This is a genomic window from Streptomyces sp. GQ60 (assembly GCF_059758875.1).
Genome location: NZ_JCAXEG010000015.1, coordinates 64,546 through 80,203 on the forward strand (window position 1 = coordinate 64,546; position 15,658 = coordinate 80,203).

10 protein-coding genes and 1 pseudogene are annotated in these 15,658 nt (G+C 69.8%); 7 read left to right on the forward strand and 4 right to left on the reverse strand.

All coding sequences use genetic code 11. The features are described 5' to 3' along the window. Window positions 1-10 precede the first annotated feature (10 nt). The 3 genes from AC6CKD_RS29365 (at window position 11) to AC6CKD_RS29375 (ending at window position 4,700) form a co-directional block, all read left to right on the forward strand. Window positions 11-1,153 (forward strand): acyl-CoA dehydrogenase family protein, encoded by a 1,143-nt coding sequence (locus AC6CKD_RS29365; protein ID WP_498331403.1) that lies wholly within the window; start codon window positions 11-13, stop codon window positions 1,151-1,153. Between the two features lie 94 nt (window positions 1,154-1,247). After that, a complete protein-coding gene (locus AC6CKD_RS29370) occupies window positions 1,248-2,462 on the forward strand; it encodes an acetyl-CoA C-acetyltransferase (RefSeq protein ID WP_498331404.1) in 1,215 nt (404 codons plus the stop codon). Between the two features lie 54 nt (window positions 2,463-2,516). Continuing rightward, a complete protein-coding gene (locus AC6CKD_RS29375; RefSeq protein WP_498331406.1) occupies window positions 2,517-4,700 on the forward strand; it encodes a 3-hydroxyacyl-CoA dehydrogenase NAD-binding domain-containing protein in 2,184 nt (727 codons plus the stop codon). Window positions 4,701-4,781: 81 nt separating this feature from the next. Here the strand turns inward: AC6CKD_RS29375 and AC6CKD_RS29380 are convergent, their stop codons facing one another. The 3 genes from AC6CKD_RS29380 to AC6CKD_RS29390 all read right to left on the reverse strand — a co-directional run bounded on the left by AC6CKD_RS29380 (window position 4,782) and on the right by AC6CKD_RS29390 (window position 7,219). Continuing rightward, complete coding sequence (locus AC6CKD_RS29380; protein ID WP_498331408.1) at window positions 4,782-5,681, reverse strand: hypothetical protein; 900 nt, start codon at window positions 5,679-5,681, stop codon at window positions 4,782-4,784. Between the two features lie 100 nt (window positions 5,682-5,781). Beyond that, window positions 5,782-6,480: a maltokinase N-terminal cap-like domain-containing protein gene (locus tag AC6CKD_RS29385; protein WP_498331409.1), complete on the reverse strand. Its 699-nt coding sequence runs from the start codon at window positions 6,478-6,480 to the stop codon at window positions 5,782-5,784. Further along, on the reverse strand, window positions 6,443-7,219 hold the full coding sequence (locus AC6CKD_RS29390; protein ID WP_498331411.1) for a MerR family transcriptional regulator: 777 nt from the start codon (window positions 7,217-7,219) through the stop codon (window positions 6,443-6,445). Before AC6CKD_RS29390 ends, AC6CKD_RS29385 begins: the two co-directional genes overlap by 38 nt. A 97-nt stretch (window positions 7,220-7,316) precedes the next feature. Between AC6CKD_RS29390 and AC6CKD_RS29395 the strand changes: the two genes are divergently transcribed. The 4 genes and pseudogenes from AC6CKD_RS29395 (at window position 7,317) to AC6CKD_RS29410 (ending at window position 14,472) form a co-directional block, all read left to right on the forward strand. Further along, window positions 7,317-9,221, forward strand: coding sequence for an AMP-dependent synthetase/ligase (locus AC6CKD_RS29395; protein WP_498331413.1), 1,905 nt, complete (start codon window positions 7,317-7,319; stop codon window positions 9,219-9,221). A 121-nt stretch (window positions 9,222-9,342) separates the two neighbouring features. Next, complete coding sequence (aspT, locus tag AC6CKD_RS29400; protein WP_498331415.1) at window positions 9,343-11,028, forward strand: aspartate-alanine antiporter; 1,686 nt, start codon at window positions 9,343-9,345, stop codon at window positions 11,026-11,028. A 216-nt stretch (window positions 11,029-11,244) separates the two neighbouring features. Then, window positions 11,245-12,729: pseudogene (locus AC6CKD_RS29405) on the forward strand (aspartate:alanine exchanger family transporter); the annotation flags it as partial. Between the two features lie 84 nt (window positions 12,730-12,813). After that, entirely contained in the window at window positions 12,814-14,472 is a 1,659-nt protein-coding gene (locus tag AC6CKD_RS29410) for a bifunctional aspartate transaminase/aspartate 4-decarboxylase (protein ID WP_498331417.1), read from the forward strand. Between the two features lie 94 nt (window positions 14,473-14,566). On the opposite strand, the gene sph is transcribed toward AC6CKD_RS29410, so the two are convergent. Further along, window positions 14,567-15,556 carry a sphingomyelin phosphodiesterase gene (gene sph, locus AC6CKD_RS29415; RefSeq protein ID WP_498331418.1) on the reverse strand — a complete coding sequence of 330 codons (990 nt, stop codon included), beginning with the start codon at window positions 15,554-15,556 and terminating at the stop codon, window positions 14,567-14,569. Window positions 15,557-15,658 lie beyond the last annotated feature (102 nt).

Below are 15,658 nucleotides of genomic sequence, written 5' to 3' on the forward strand. Positions count from 1 at the left end.
GAGCCGTCTGATGAAACGCCAGATCTTCGACGCCGACCACGAGGCGTTCCGCGAGACCGTCCGCACCTTCCTCGCGAAGGAGGTGCTGCCGCACTACGAGCAGTGGGAGAAGGACGGGATCGTCAGCCGCAAGGCCTGGCGGGCCGCCGGCCGGCAGGGTCTGCTGGGCCTGGCCGTCCCGGAGGAGTACGGGGGCGGCGGGAACGCCGACTTCCGGTACGCGGCGGTGATCGCCGAGGAGTTCACCCGGGCGGGCGCCGCCGGGCTCGCGATCGGCCTGCACAACGACATCATCGGGCCGTACCTGACCTCGCTGGCCACCGAGGAGCAGAAGCGCCGCTGGCTGCCCGGCTTCTGCTCCGGCGAGATCGTCACCGCCATCGCGATGACCGAGCCCGGCGCGGGCTCCGACCTCCAGGGGATCCGGACCACCGCCGAGGACGCGGGCGACCACTGGGTGCTCAACGGATCCAAGACCTTCATCTCCAACGGCATCCTCGCCGACCTGGTGATCGTCGTGGCGAAGACCACCCCGGAGGGCGGGGCGCACGGGATGTCGCTGCTGGTCGTGGAGCGCGGCACCGAGGGCTTCGAGCGCGGCCGCAACCTCGACAAGATCGGCCAGAAGGCGCAGGACACCGCCGAGCTGTTCTTCAACGACGTGCGCGTCCCCAAGGAGAACCTGCTCGGCGAACTCAACGGCGCCTTCGTCCACCTGATGACCAATCTCGCGCAGGAGCGGATGGGCATCGCCGTGGCCGGCATCGCCGCCGCCGAGTACCTGCTGGAGATCACCACGCAGTACGTGAAGGAGCGCGAGGCCTTCGGGCGGCCGCTCTCCAAGCTCCAGCACGTCCGCTTCGAGATCGCGGAGATGGCCACCGAGTGCGCGGTCACCCGTACCTTCCTCGACCGCTGCATCACCGACCACTCCAACGGGGAGCTGGACCACGTCCACGCCTCGATGGCGAAGTGGTGGGCCACCGAACTCCAGAAGCGGGTCGCCGACCGCTGTCTGCAACTGCACGGCGGATACGGATACATGACCGAGTACCGGGTCGCGCGGGCCTTCACAGACGGCCGCATTCAGACCATCTACGGCGGCACGACCGAGATCATGAAGGAGATCATCGGCCGTTCCCTGCTGGCCTGACCTCCCCGGCCCCGCCGACCCGAACTCCCCGGCCCTGCCGACCCGAACTCCCCCGACCTTCCCCACGCCTCCGCACCCCCGAAAGGCTTGACCAGTGAGCACCGAAGCGTACGTATACGACGCGATCCGCACGCCGCGCGGCCGAGGCAAGGCCAACGGCTCCCTGCACGGCACCAAGCCGATCGACCTGGTCGTCGGCCTCATCCACGCGCTGCGCGAGCGCAACCCCGGCCTGGACCCCGCCACCATCGACGACATCGTGCTCGGCGTCGTCAGCCCGGTCGGTGACCAGGGCTCCGACATCGCCCGCATCGCGGCGATCGCCGCCGGGCTGCCGGACACCGTGGCCGGACTCCAGGAGAACCGCTTCTGCGCCTCCGGCCTGGAGGCCGTCAACCTGGCCGCCGCGAAGGTCCGCTCCGGCTGGGAGGACCTGGTCCTCGCGGGCGGCGTGGAGTCGATGTCCCGTGTCCCGATGGCCTCGGACGGCGGAGCCTGGTTCAACGATCCGATGACCGGCTGGGACACCGACTTCGTCCCGCAGGGCATCGGCGCCGACCTGATCGCCACGATCGAGGGCTTCTCCCGGCGCGAGGTGGACGAGTACGCGGCCCTGTCCCAGGAGCGGGCCGCCGCCGCCATCAAGGACGGCCGCTTCGCCAAGTCGATCGTCCCGGTCACCGACCGCAACGGCCTGGTGGTCCTGGACCACGACGAGTTCGTCCGCCCCGGCACCACCGCCGACACCCTCGCCCGGCTGAAGCCCTCCTTCGCGGACATCGGCGACATCGGCGGCTTCGACGCCGTCGCCCTGCAGAAGTACCACTGGGTCGAGAAGATCGACCACGTCCACCACGCGGGCAACTCCTCCGGCATCGTCGACGGGGCGTCCCTCGTCGCCATCGGCTCCCGCGAGGCGGGGGAGCGCAACGGCCTGACGCCGCGCGCCCGGATCGTCTCGGCCGCCGTCTCCGGCTCCGAGCCCACCATCATGCTCACCGGCCCGGCACCGGCCACCCGCAAGGCCCTCGCCAAGGCCGGCCTGACCATCGACGACATCGACCTCATCGAGATCAACGAGGCCTTCGCCGGCGTCGTGCTGCGCTTCGTCAAGGACATGGGCGTCTCCCTGGACAAGGTCAACGTCAACGGCGGCGCCATCGCGCTCGGCCACCCCCTTGGCGCCACCGGCGCGATGATCCTCGGCACCGTCGTCGACGAACTGGAGCGCCAGGACAAGCGCTACGGCCTCGTCACCCTCTGCGTCGGCGGCGGCATGGGCGTCGCCACCATCGTCGAACGCCTCTGAATCCCGTCCTGATCCCCGATCCCTGATCCCACCCCTGACACGGAAGTTGCGAACATGAGCGAGTCCACCACGATCCGCTGGGAACAGGACGAGACCGGCGTCGTCACCCTGGTCCTCGACGACCCCAACCAGTCCGCCAACACGATGAACCAGGCCTTCAAGGACTCGATCGCGGCGATCGCCGATCGCGCGGAGGCCGAGAAGGACTCCATCCGGGGCATCATCTTCACCTCCGCCAAGAAGACCTTCTTCGCGGGTGGCGACCTCAAGGACATGATCCAGCTGCGCCCCGAGCACGCGCAGCTGGCCTTCGACACCGGCACCGAGATCAAGCGCTCGCTGCGCCGCATCGAGACCCTCGGCAAGCCCGTCGTCGCCGCCGTCAACGGCACGGCCCTCGGCGGCGGTTACGAGATCTGCCTGGCCTCCCACCACCGGGTGGCCCTCGACGCGCCCGGCTCGAAGATCGGCCTGCCCGAGGTCACCCTCGGCCTGCTCCCGGCCGGCGGCGGCGTCACCCGGACCGTCCGCCTGATGGGCATCGCCGACGCGCTGCTCAAGGTGCTGCTGCAGGGGACCCAGTACAACCCCCAGCGGGCCCTGGACAACGGACTGGTGCACGAACTCGCCGCCACGCCCGAGGAGATGCTCGCCAAGGCGCGCGCCTTCATCGACGCCAACCCGGAGTCGAAGCAGCCGTGGGACGTCCCCGGCTACAAGATCCCGGGCGGTACGCCGTCCAACCCGCGGTTCGCCGCCAACCTCCCGGCCTTCCCGGCCAACTTGAAGAAGCAGCTGAACGGAGCCCCGTACCCGGCCCCGCGCAACATCCTGGCCTGCGCCGTCGAAGGCGCCCAGGTGGACTTCGAGACCGCGCTGACCATCGAGGCCCGCTACTTCACCGAGCTGGTCACCGGGCAGACCGCCAAGAACATGATCCAGGCGTTCTTCTTCGACCTCCAGGCCGTCAACGCAGGCCGCAGCCGCCCGCAGGGCGTCGCGCCCCGCAAGGTCGCCAAGGTGGCCGTGCTCGGCGCCGGCATGATGGGCGCCGGCATCGCCTACTCCTGCGCCCGCGCGGGCATCGAGGTGGTGCTGAAGGACGTCACCCCCGAAGCCGCCGCCAAGGGCAAGGCGTACTCCGAGAAGCTGCTCGACAAGGCCCTGTCCCGGGGCCGTACCACCGAGGCCAAGCGGGCCGAGCTGCTCGCCCGGATCACCCCGACCGCCGAGGCCGCCGACGTGGCGGGCTGCGACGCGGTCATCGAGGCCGTCTTCGAGGACACCGCGCTCAAGCACAAGGTGTTCCAGGAGATCCAGGAGTACCTCACCCCCGACGCGCTGCTCTGCTCCAACACCTCCACGCTGCCCATCACAGGCCTCGCGGAAGGGGTTTCGCGGCCGGTCGACTTCATCGGACTGCACTTCTTCTCGCCCGTGGACAAGATGCCGCTGGTGGAGATCATCAAGGGCGAGCGGACCGGCGACGAGGCCATCGCCCGCGCCTTCGACCTCGTACGGCAGATCAACAAGACCCCGATCGTGGTCAACGACTCGCGCGGGTTCTTCACCTCGCGGGTCATCGGCCAGTTCATCAACGAGGGCGTCGCCATGGTCGGCGAGGGCATCGAGCCCGCCTCCATCGAGCAGGCCGCGGCCCAGGCCGGGTACCCGGCCAAGGTGCTCTCCCTGATGGACGAGCTGACCCTCACGCTGCCCCGCAAGATCCGCAACGAGACCCGCAAGGCCTTCGAGGCCGAGGGCCGGGACTGGCCGGAGCACCCGGCCGACACCGTCATCGACCGGATGGTCGACGAGTTCGGGCGCCCCGGGCGCAGCGGCGGCGCCGGGTTCTACGAGTACGACGAGAGCGGCAAGCGCGCCGGGATCTGGCCGGGGCTGCGCGAGCACTTCACCAAGGCCCCCGGGGACGGACACGTCGAGGTCCCGTTCGAAGACATGAAGGAGCGGATGCTCTTCTCCGAGGCGCTGGACACCGTCCGCTGCTTCGACGAGGGGGTCCTGACCTCGTACGCCGACGCCAACATCGGTTCCATCATGGGCATCGGCTTCCCGGCCTGGACCGGCGGGGTGATCCAGTACATCAACGGCTACGAGGGCGGTCTTACGGGCTTCGTGGCCCGCGCCCGCGAGCTGGCCGAGAAGTACGGCGAGCGCTTCGCCCCGCCCGCCTCCCTGGTGGAGAAGGCCGGGCGGGGAGAGAGGTACGCCGACTGAGTAGCGGACTGAGCCGCTCTCTGCTCGAACGGGCCGCGTGCGGTTCCGGGGCATCCCCCCGGAACCGCACGCGCTACGGGCTCAGACGCCGCCTTCGATGATCGTCCAGCCCGAGGAAACTTCGTTCAGCGGACCGACGTTGGCGTAGTTGCCCCCGCTGAGCTTCGAGATCCAGGCCGTCCCGTCGTCCTTGTAGAAGAACAGGCTGTCCGCGGTCCTGCCCACGAGGTTCCACACGCCCGACGTACCGGTGTCGCGGAAACCGCCGACCGAGCCGTCGGTCGCCCTGGACACCTTGTTCTGGAGTTCGGAGGCGTTCCTCGCGAGGGCCGGCACCGAGTCCTTGGTCGCGACCAGAGACCCCAGGAACACCTCCCCGTCCCTGTTGCCCACGTTGGTGTAGACGCCGCTCTTGAGGCTCCCGTACCCGATGTTGCTCTTGGGGAACTCGGTCGACCCCTTCCTCGCCGTCGTGGCGAGCAGGGTGTCGCAGGAGGCGGCCATGAACGCCCAGCCCTTGCTGAAGTCGCCGTACTGGCGGACCTCCTGGTACTTGCCGTTCTTCAGCGTGCCGGTGATGCCGAAGCCGGAACCGGCGTTGTAGAAGAGCACCGAGTCGCCGGACGCCTCGATGAGGCTCCAGTCCGTCGAGAAGTCGTCGTAGCTCTCGACGCGGTTGTAGCGCCCGCCGGTGAAGGTGCCGGTCTCGCCTTCCCCGGTGTTCTCGTTGTACAGCGAGTCGCGGCTCGCTGCTGCGTGGGTGTAACCGGTGGGAAGGTCGAGTGCCCCCGTGTAGCGGTACCTCCCCGCCGCCAAAGTGGCGGTCCCCGTCGAACCGGTGTCCTTGTTGTAGAAGAGGATCGAGGTGTTCGGGGTGGTCTGGTTGCAACATGGTGAAGCAGCGGTCGCGGGCGTCGCCGGCGCGGCCAGCAGGACGGCCATCGCGGAAGTGGCAAGTGCGGCCACCAGGGATTTCTTCATGAGGCTCGCCGTTTCTTCGCACGTGAACGGGCGGTTCCCCGGGGCACGTGAACAGGCGCTCCCCGCGCCGTGCGCGTTCCGTTTCCGGGAGGGGATCGGATCAGGCGCTGGTCTGCCGGGTGGTCTCCCCGGTGGCGTGTCCGGCGGTGCGCAGCTCCGCGAACAGGCCCCGGTACGACGCGCCGTCCGGAGCGGTCCATCCCCCGGTGAGCCGGCCCACGGCCCCCGAGGCGTCCGCCGGCCCGGCGTCCCCGGGCCGCAGGACGCGCGTCAGAGCGACCACCGGGCCGCCGGGCACGCGCACGTCCGTGCCCCGCGCGGTGTCGGTGATTTCCAGCCGCGCCTCCGGGCGGACCGCCGGGAGGCCGGGGCCCTCGAACCGGGCGGTGACCGAGGGGTCGGCCACATCGCTGTCGCACTGGTCCTGCGCCACCGCGCGGCCCTGGACCAGTGCGAGCAACTGGCCTACGAGCACCGGGTCGTGGGCACCGTCGTAGATCCAGCGGGTGCCGAGCACGCCGTGCTCGGAGGTGCCCACCAGCGCGCCCGCGGCGCCGTCGAGCGGGGCGCCGCGGTAGGTCAGCGGCACCAGGTAGGAGGTTTCCCGGCCGCCGGACCGGTCGGTGAGCACCATGAACTCGATGCCGACCTCGCCCTCCGGGTCGTCGAGCCGGAACCCGCCCGAGCGGTCGAGTTCGGGGGCGTGTCCCGTGGACGCGTACCACGGCCGCGTCGGAAGCCAGGCAGTCAGAAGCTCCGTCTTACCGGGCTTCACGGTGGTCTTGTAGATCATCGCCATGGCTCGAACCTACCGGTTCCGAGACGAAGGCCGCCCGCAACTCCTCCTTCAGCGAGCGCTGGAACGCGGTCACCAGGGCCTGTACCACCATCGGCTGCATGTGCGCGGACAGCGCCTTCATCGACTCCACCCGTTCCGGATCGCTCTCGCCCTCCGTGAACGGCCCCCACACCTCGTCCCGGAACAGCGCGGTCAGCTGGTGCGCCGCCGTCCGCGCGTGCCCGAGCAGCACCTCGCGCGCGACCAGGATCGTCTCGTGGGCGATCGGTACGTCGAGCAGCGCGACCCCGAGCCGCAGCAGCCCCACGTCCACCCGGAAGCCCTCCGGGGTCGGCGTCAGCACGTTCATGGCCGCCAGCCGCCGGATGTCGCCCTCCGTCAGGGTCCGCCCGGCCCGCTTCTCCAGCTCCGCGCGCGAGGAGTCCAGCGCCGCGTCCGGCGCCCAGGTCGCCACCAGCGCGCGGTGGATGGCCAGATCGTGCGCGCTCAGGTCGTCGGGCAGGGCGTCGAGGTAGCGCTCGATGGCGGAGAGGGTCATGCCCTGGTGCTGCAACTCCTCGATGAGCGCGAGGCGGGACAGGTGCTCCGGACCGTAGCGGCCGACCCGACGGGGTCCGATCACGGGAGGGGGCAAAAGCCCGCGGGTGCTGTAGAACCGTACGGTGCGGACGGTCACACCCGCCCTGGCCGCCAGTTCGTCGACGGTCAGCGACGCCGGCTCCGGTGCCTGGGTGGTCATGGGCTCTCCGCCTTGCTCTCTGATCAGCGCGTCGACTCCGTTCGTGTTCAACAGTATTGCTGTCGCACCAACGATGTGAAACGGCAAGGAGCTGCCCATGCCCACGAAACTGCGACTGCCCGCACCTCCCGACGAGCTCACCCTGCCCGCCCTGCTGGCGCGCAACGCCGCCGAGCACGGTGCTCTGCCCGCCCTCTCCTGGCGCGAGGGCGAGGGCTGGACCACCCTCAGCTGGTCGGACGTGCGCCGCAAGGTGGCCGTCCTCGCCGCCGGTTACGCCGCACTGGGCGTCGAACGCGGCGAGCACGTCCTGCTCATGATGGGCAACCGCCCCGAGCACTGGCTCAGCGACCTCGCCCTGGTCCACCTCGGCGCCGTCCCCGTCACGGTGTACGGGACCTCCGCGCCCGAGCAGATCGCCCACATAGCCCGCCACAGCCGGGCCCGGCTCGCCGTGGTCGAGGGGGCGCGGGAGCTGGTCCGGTGGGAGCCGCTGCTGGCCGACCCCGGCACCCCGCTGGAGCGGCTCGTCGTGGCCGAGGCCGCCGAGGCGGGCCCGCACTCGACCTACGGGTCGGTGTACGCCGGCGGCGCCCGGCTGCACCGCTCCGAGGCCTTCGAGAAGGCCTGGCGGGAGTCCCGCTCCGATGACCCGCTGACGGTCGTCTACACCTCGGGCACCACCGGTGACCCCAAGGGGGTGCGGCTGTCCCACCGCAACATCGTGCTCCAGTCCGTCCGCCTCGACCGGCACATCGAGCTGCCCGAGCACGCCGAGCACCTCTGCTACCTGCCCTTCGCGCACATCGCCGAGCGGATCCTCGGCATCTACCTCCCCCTCCTGCGGGCCGCCCACGTCCGGCTGTGCGCCGATCCGGCGGCCGTGGCGGTCGCGGTGCGGGAGCTGCACCCCGTGCAGTTCTTCGGCGTGCCCCGGGTGTGGGAGAAGCTGGCCGCCTCCGTACGGGCGGTGCTCGGGCGGCTGCCCGAGGAGCAGCGCCGCGCCATCGCGGCCGCCAACGACCTGGCACGGGAGCGGGCGGGCCACCGGGAGCGCGGGGAGGAGATCCCGGCCGCGCTCGAAGCCTCGTACGCCGGGGCCAAGGAACACGTGCTGGACCCGCTGCTGACGCTGGCCGGGATGGACCGCCTGATCTGGACGGCCAGTGCCACCGCGCCGATGCCGATCGACGTGGTGCGCTTCTGGGCCGGCTGGGGGATCACCATCATGGACGCGTGGGGGCTGACCGAGACCTCCGGCGTGTGCACGGTCAACACCCCGGACGGCTTCCGGCTGGGCTCCGTGGGGCGCCCGATCCAGGGGCTGGAGCTGCGGATCGCCGAGGACGGGGAGATCTTCACGCGCGGGGAGACGGTCTTCGGCGGGTACCTCCTCCCGGACGGCTCGGTGGAGAGCGCCTCCGACGAGGCGGGCTGGTTCCCGACGGGGGACATCGGGCGGCTCGACGAGGCGGGCTTCCTCTGGCTGACCGACCGCAAGAAGGAACTGATCATCACCTCGAACGGGAAGAACGTCTCGCCCGCCCTGGTGGAGAACACCGTCAAGGAACACCCGCTGATCGGGCAGGCGCTGGTGCACGGAGACGGCCACTCCTACCTGGTCGCCCTCCTCGTCCTCGACCCCGAACTCGCCCCGGCGTGGGCCGAGGCCCACGGCATCGAGGCCGCCACCCCCGCGGAGCTCGCCGCGCACCCGGCGGTGCGGGAGGAGATCGCCCGGGCCGTCGAAGCGGCCAACGCCCGGCTCAACCGCACCGAGCAGATCAAGCGCTACCGGCTGCTGACCGAGGAGTGGGGTCCGGAGTCGGGGGAGCTGACGCCGTCCCTGAAGCTGCGCCGCCGGGTGATCCGGGAGAAGTACGCGGAGCTGATCGAGGGGCTGTACGCGCAGCCGCACGAGGAGCCGCAGGAGGAGCCGCAGGAGGAGCCGCAGGAGGAGTCGCAGGCCGGGCCGCGATCGGAGCCGCACGAAGCTTCGTAGGAAGGTCCGTCACACGAACGGCCCTGCCCGGTGAGCGGACGATCACTCACCGGGCAAGGGTGGGGGAATGTGCATATGCCCTGAATTCGCCATGCCGCCCGGCAAGGGCGGCTGATCGCCCATGGGTGTGCTGCAAGACCACCCCGAACTCGCCCTGTTCCTCTGCCTCGCGGCCGGCTACCTACTCGGCAAGGTGCGCGTCGGCCCGATCACCCTCGGCGGCATCTGCGGCACGCTGATCGTGTCGCTGCTGCTCGGCGCCTGGGCCCACATCGAGATCGACGCCGACGTGAAGACGGTCTTCTTCGCGCTCTTCATCTTCGCCCTCGGCTACATGGCCGGACCGCAGTTCTTCGCCAACCTCAACCGCAAGAGCATGCGCTTCTTCGCGCTCTGCATCATCGAGCTCGTCAGCGTGCTCGGCCTCGCCTACCTGCTGGCCAAGGCCTTCGACCTCGACGTGGGCACCGCCTCCGGCATCCTCGCCGGCGCGGCCACCGAATCCGCCGTGGTCGGCACCGCCACCGAGGCGATCGGCAAGCTGCCCGACCTGACCGCGGAGCAGATCTCCACGTACCAGGGCCACGTGGCCACGGCGTACACGGTCTGCTACCTCTTCGGCCTCGTCACCATCGTCATCTACACCAGCCAGATCATGCCGATGCTGCTCCGCATCAACCTGGCGGACGCCTCGCGCGCCCTGTGGGAGAAGATGCGCGGGGGCGGCTCCGGCGGCGGCCTGGAGAGCGACGAGCGCGAGGCCATGCCAGGCCTGGTCGGGCGTACGCACCTGGTCACCCTCGCCGACGGCCGCACCGTCGGGAACCTGGAGGCGGCCTTCGACGGCGGGGTCACCGTGGAGGCCGTCCGGCGCGGCTCCAAGGACCTCACCCCCGCCCCGGACCTCGAACTCGTGCTCTCCGACCTCGTCCTCGTCGTCGGCCGGCGCTCCGCAGCCATCGCGGCGGGCCGGGCCATCGGCCCGGAGACCCCCGGCATCCCGGGGGTGGACACCCCGCTGGCCACCCGGCAGGTCGCCATGACCGATCCGTCGGTCGCCGGCAAGACGCTGAACGAGCTCCGCGCCACCCACGCGGAGTTCGGGCGCAGCGGCGTGTACGTGACCGACGTGCTCCGCGGCGAGCAGCACCTGCCCGCCAACCCGGACACCGTCGTCCAGCGCGGCGACGTCGTCACCCTCGTGGGCGCCCGCGCCGGCCTGAACCGGATCGTCTCGAAGATCGGCACGGTGGCCAAGAACGACGCCACCGACTTCATCTACCTCGGTCTCGGCATCGCGGTCGGCTCGCTCATCGGCCAGATCGTGGTCCGCCTCGGAGGGGTCCCGCTCTCGCTGGGAACCGGCGGCGGCTGCCTGATCTCGGGTCTGCTCTTCGGCTGGTTCCGCTCCCGCCGGCAGACCTTCGGCGCCTTCCCGCCGCAAGCCGCCACCACCATCAAGGACATGGGGCTCGCGGTCTTCATCGCCTGCACCGGGCTGACCTCGGGCCCGCAGGCCTGGCCGCTGCTCAAGGAGTACGGGGCCCTGCTGCCGTTCGCCGGCATCGCCATGGTCCTCGTACCGGCCACGATCTCGCTGGTCGTCGGGCGCAAGCTCCTCAAGATCGAGAAGCCGTTGCTGATCGGCGCCATCGCCGGACAGCAGTGCTCCACACCGGCCATCACCTCGGTCACGCAGGTCGCGCAGAGCTCCGTGCCGATGCTCGGCTACACGATCACCTATGCGCTGTCGAACTTCCTGCTCCCACTCACCGGACCGATCCTCGTCGGGATCCTCGGCGCTTGACCCCCTCTGGCACGGACGGCCCCTTATGAACCTCGATTTCGGGTATCGTGCACTGCGAGCAGTGCGTTACGAGAACCAAGTGCGCACATCCGCTTTGGCGTTGCTGTTTCCCGGGCTGGTTTCAACCCGGCTGGCGCTGATCGTGGAAGTCCTGGCGGACCGCTGGTCCGCCAGGCAGCGTGAGCCAGGAATCCCCCTCCACTAGGAGGGGGAGGATTCAACATGTTCCTCTTCGCCACCGACTGCAAGGTCGGCTCGCAGTTCTTGCGGGACCCGAAGAACGACGGCCTGCCCCAGGGTCGCAGCACCAGCCGCGTCTGCGGTGCCGGTCTGCTGGTCTCCTGGGGCTTCGCCGCTCTGTCAGGCTGGGGCCTGCTGGGCGGCGCCCTCACCCAGTCCGCCGTCATCGGCGTGGCCCAGGACGCCATCGGGAACCTTCCGGGCCTCTCGGCCGACCAGATCAAGGAGCAGCAGGACTTCGTCGCCGTCGGCTACGCGGTCACCTACCCGCTCGGCACCATCCTCTGCGCGATGCTGCTGGCCAACGTGCTGCCCCGGCTCTACCGGCGCAACCTGGCGGCCGAGAGCGCCCAGATCGCCAAGGAGATGGACGCTCCCGACGACAACCCCGATCTGCACGAGGGCTACTACGAGATCGTGCTGCGGGCCTACACCATCCAGCGGCCCGATCTCGTCGGGCGGACCATCGACGACTTCGAGAACCAGCAGAAGGTCCTGGGCCACCGCATCTACCTCACCCGGGTCCGCCGGGACGGGCAGATCCTCGACCACACCCAGCAGACCACGCTCCTCGAAGGCGACGTCGTCGCCGTCAGCGCCCTGCGCGGCTCCCTGGTCGACTTCGACGCCCGCACCCACATCGGACCCGAGACCGACGACGTCGAACTCCTCGGCTACCAGACCGAGACGCTGCACGTGGTCGCCTCGGAGAAGGCGCAGCTGGGCAAGACCATCGCCGAGCTGCGCGCCGAGCCCTTCATGGTCGGCGTCTACATCGACAAGCTCTACCGCTCCGGCACGGAGTTCCCCTACCGGCTCGCCACCCGGCTGGAGCGCGGCGACACCCTGATCCTGACCGGCCCGAAGCGGCTGGTCGACCCGGCCGGCAAGGCCATCGGCAAGCCGGTGCCCACCAGCTTCGCCACCGACATGATCTGGGTGGGCCTGGGCATCTTCCTCGGCGGCTGCCTGGGCATCCCGGCGCTCACCGCGGGCGGGGTCCCGATCTCGCTGTCCACTTCGGGCGGCGCGCTCATCATGGGGCTGTTCTTCGGCTGGATCCGCGGCAGGTACCCGACCTACGGAAACGTACCGCCCGGCGCCCAGTGGTTCATGGACACCCTCGGGCTCTGCCTGTTCATCGCGGTCGTCGGCATCAACGCCGGGCCCAGCTTCACCAGCGGCCTGGCCACCGCGGGCTGGGGACTGCTGCTCTTCGGAGCCGTCGCCACGCTGATCCCGCTCCTGGTCGGCTTCCTCGTCGGCCACCACGTCCAGAAGATCCGCTTCCCGATCCTGATGGGCGTCCTCGCGGGCGGCCAGACCACCACGGCAGCGATCGGCGCGGTCAACGAACAGTCCAAATCGCAGGTACCGACGCTCGGTTACACGATCCCCTACGCGATCGGCAACGTGCTGCTGACCATCTGGGGCGCCGTCATCGTCATCCTCAACCACTGAACGACCGCTCTGAACGACCGCTCTGAACGACCGCTCTGAACGACCCCTCCCATCAAAGCCCCCCTCTAACCAAAGGAAGCCACCGTGCCGGAGACCACCTTCAGCCGCGAGGAGATCCAGTCCTTCGCGCAGCTCAGCCCGTTCGAGCTGAAGGACAAGTTCATCCAGCTCGCCACGGCCGCCCAGGCCGACAAGCCGGGCCAGAAGGACACCACCGCCCGGGCCATGCTCAACGCGGGCCGCGGCAACCCGAACTGGATCGCCACCGGGCCGCGCGAGGCCTTCTACGCGCTGGGCTACTTCGCTCTGGAGGAGTCCCGGCGAGTGTGGACCGCCGACAACCTCGGCGGGATGCCGGAGAAGAAGGGCATCGGGGACCGGTTCGAGTCCTGGACCCGGCGCCATCCGGACCTGCCGGGCGTGGAGATGCTCTCCGCCTGCGTCCAGTACGCCCTCTCGCGCTGGCCGTTCGACAAGGACGCCTTCGTCCACGAGCTGACCGACTCCATCACCGGCGACAACTACCCGGTGCCGGACCGGATGCTGACGCACGCGGAGCACATCGTGCGCGGCTACGTCGCCGACGAGATGTTCGGCAAGAACCCGCCGGAGGGCAACAACCTGTCGCTGTTCGCGACCGAGGGCGGCACCGCCGCCATGTGCTACATCTTCGACTCGCTGATGAAGAACGGGATCCTGAAGAAGGGCGACAAGATCGCCCTGATGACACCGGTCTTCACCCCGTACATCGAGATCCCCGAGCTCGACACCTTCGAGTTCGAGGTGGTCAACGTCTCCGCGAGCCTCTTCGCCGAGACCGGGGTGCGCCAGTGGCGCTACCCGGAGGAGGAGGTCGCCAAGCTGGCCGACCCCTCGGTGAAGCTCGTCTGCCTGGTCAACCCGTCCAACCCGCCCTCGCTCGCGCTGAGCGACCGGGTGGCGAACCAGATCAAGGACATCGTCGCCACCACCAACCCGAACCTGCTGATCGTCACGGACGACGTGTACGGCACCTTCGTGCCCGGCTTCCGCTCGATCGCCGCCGACCTGCCCCGCAACACCCTGCTCGTGTACTCGTACTCCAAGCACTACGGCTGCACCGGCTGGCGGCTCGGCGTCATCGGCCTGCACGACGACAACGTCATCGACGAGATGGTCGCGGGCTTCCCGCAGGACCAGAAGGACCGCCTGGCCAAGCGGTACGGCACCCTCAGCCTGGAGCCGGAGAAGATCCGCTTCGTCGACCGGCTCGTCGCGGACTCCCGGTCGGTGGCCCTCAACCACACGGCCGGCCTCTCGCTGCCGCAGCAGACGATGATGGTGCTCTTCTCGCTCTTCGACATGCTCGACGAGGGCCAGGCGTACAAGGAGCGCATCCGGCAGATCGTCCACCGCAGGCTCGACCTGCTGCTGGAGGGCGCCCAGATGAAGATCTCCGAGGACGACAAGCGGGCCGGGTACTACATCGAGCTCGACCTGCTGGCCGAGGCGGAACGGGTCCACGGCAAGGACTTCGCGGACTTCCTCGAGAAGAACTACGAGCCGGTCGACCCGCTCTTCCGGCTCGCCGAGCAGACCTCGGTGGTCCTCCTCAACGGCGGCGGTTTCGACGGCCCCCAGTGGTCGGTGCGCGTCTCGCTGGCCAACCTCGACGACCTGGACTATCTGAAGATCGGCCACCACCTGCGGGCGATCTTCAACGACTACGCGAGCGAGTGGGAGCGGGCGAAGGCGAACGGCTGACGACCCGAGGCCCGAGGCCCGAGGCCCGAGGGAGGGGGGTGCCCGCCGGATCGCGGCGGGCACCCCCCTTTCGCGGGAGTGGATCAGCGGCGGATCAGCGGCCGATCACGGGGTAGTGGTCGGAAAGGTTGTTGTAGGTGTAGGAGGTGCCCCAGCTGGAGACCGTCCACGGCGCCGACTGCTCCAGGACCACGTGGTTCTCCCAGTTCGCCGGGCGGGCGTTGCCCTTGCGGTAGAGCACGTAGTCCAGGTCCTCGCGCGGGTCGGTCGGGTAGCGGTACTTCGCTATCGAGTTCATCGCGGTGTCGAAGGAGTACGTGTGGCCCGTGCGGGTGTCGGAGCCGGCCAGGTCGGCGTTGGCCAGCATGGTGGCGAGCTCCGGGGTGTGCGAGTCGACGTTCAAGTCGCCCGCCACGATGACCTGCTCGCTCGCCGGGATGTTCTTGCCGTCAAGGAACGCGTCGATGTTCCGGAACTGGCGGGCGCGCATCTCCACGGCCTCGCCGGCGGCGCAGCCGGGGTCGGTGGACTGGGCGTGGGTGCCGACCACGTGGACCTTGGTGCCGTTCACGTTCAGCACGACGTAGGCGAAGCCCTTGTTGGACCACCAGTCGGCGCCGCAGGCGTCCTTGAAGACCACCTGCTCCTTGCGCACGATCGGCCACTTGCTGACGATCGCGACGCCGCCGTCCTCCGGCGTGGTGGAGGAGTAGGCGCCGCCCGTCGCGTCCCAGCCGGTCTTGCCGCGGCCCACGACGGGGGTCTGGTACGGGTACTGCGCGGCCGAGTTGGCCTTCAGCGCGTCGGAGGTGCCGTTGTCGAAGGCCTCCTGGAGCACGACCACGTCGTGGCCCTGGTACCAGGAGGCCTTGGGGATCTCGGCCGCCCGGTGGTCCTGGCCCCAGTTCGGGTAGAGGCTCTTGCTGAACAGGAACGCGTTGTACGACAGCACGCTGAGCCGCGGTGCGGCGGCGCTCTCGGCGGCGGTGGCGGCCGGAGCCGTGGTCGCGACGAGCGATCCGACGGCGATCGCGGCGACGGCCGCGGCGGCGGCGCGGGCCCTGCGGGGCTGGATCTGGGGCATGGAGGTTCCCTCGTTCCTGTGGGGGAAGATCGGCTCCGCCATCCAAGCAGCCAGGGTTACTTCGCGGTAACACCTGTGACACGGGTTTCTGGACGCAGGGGG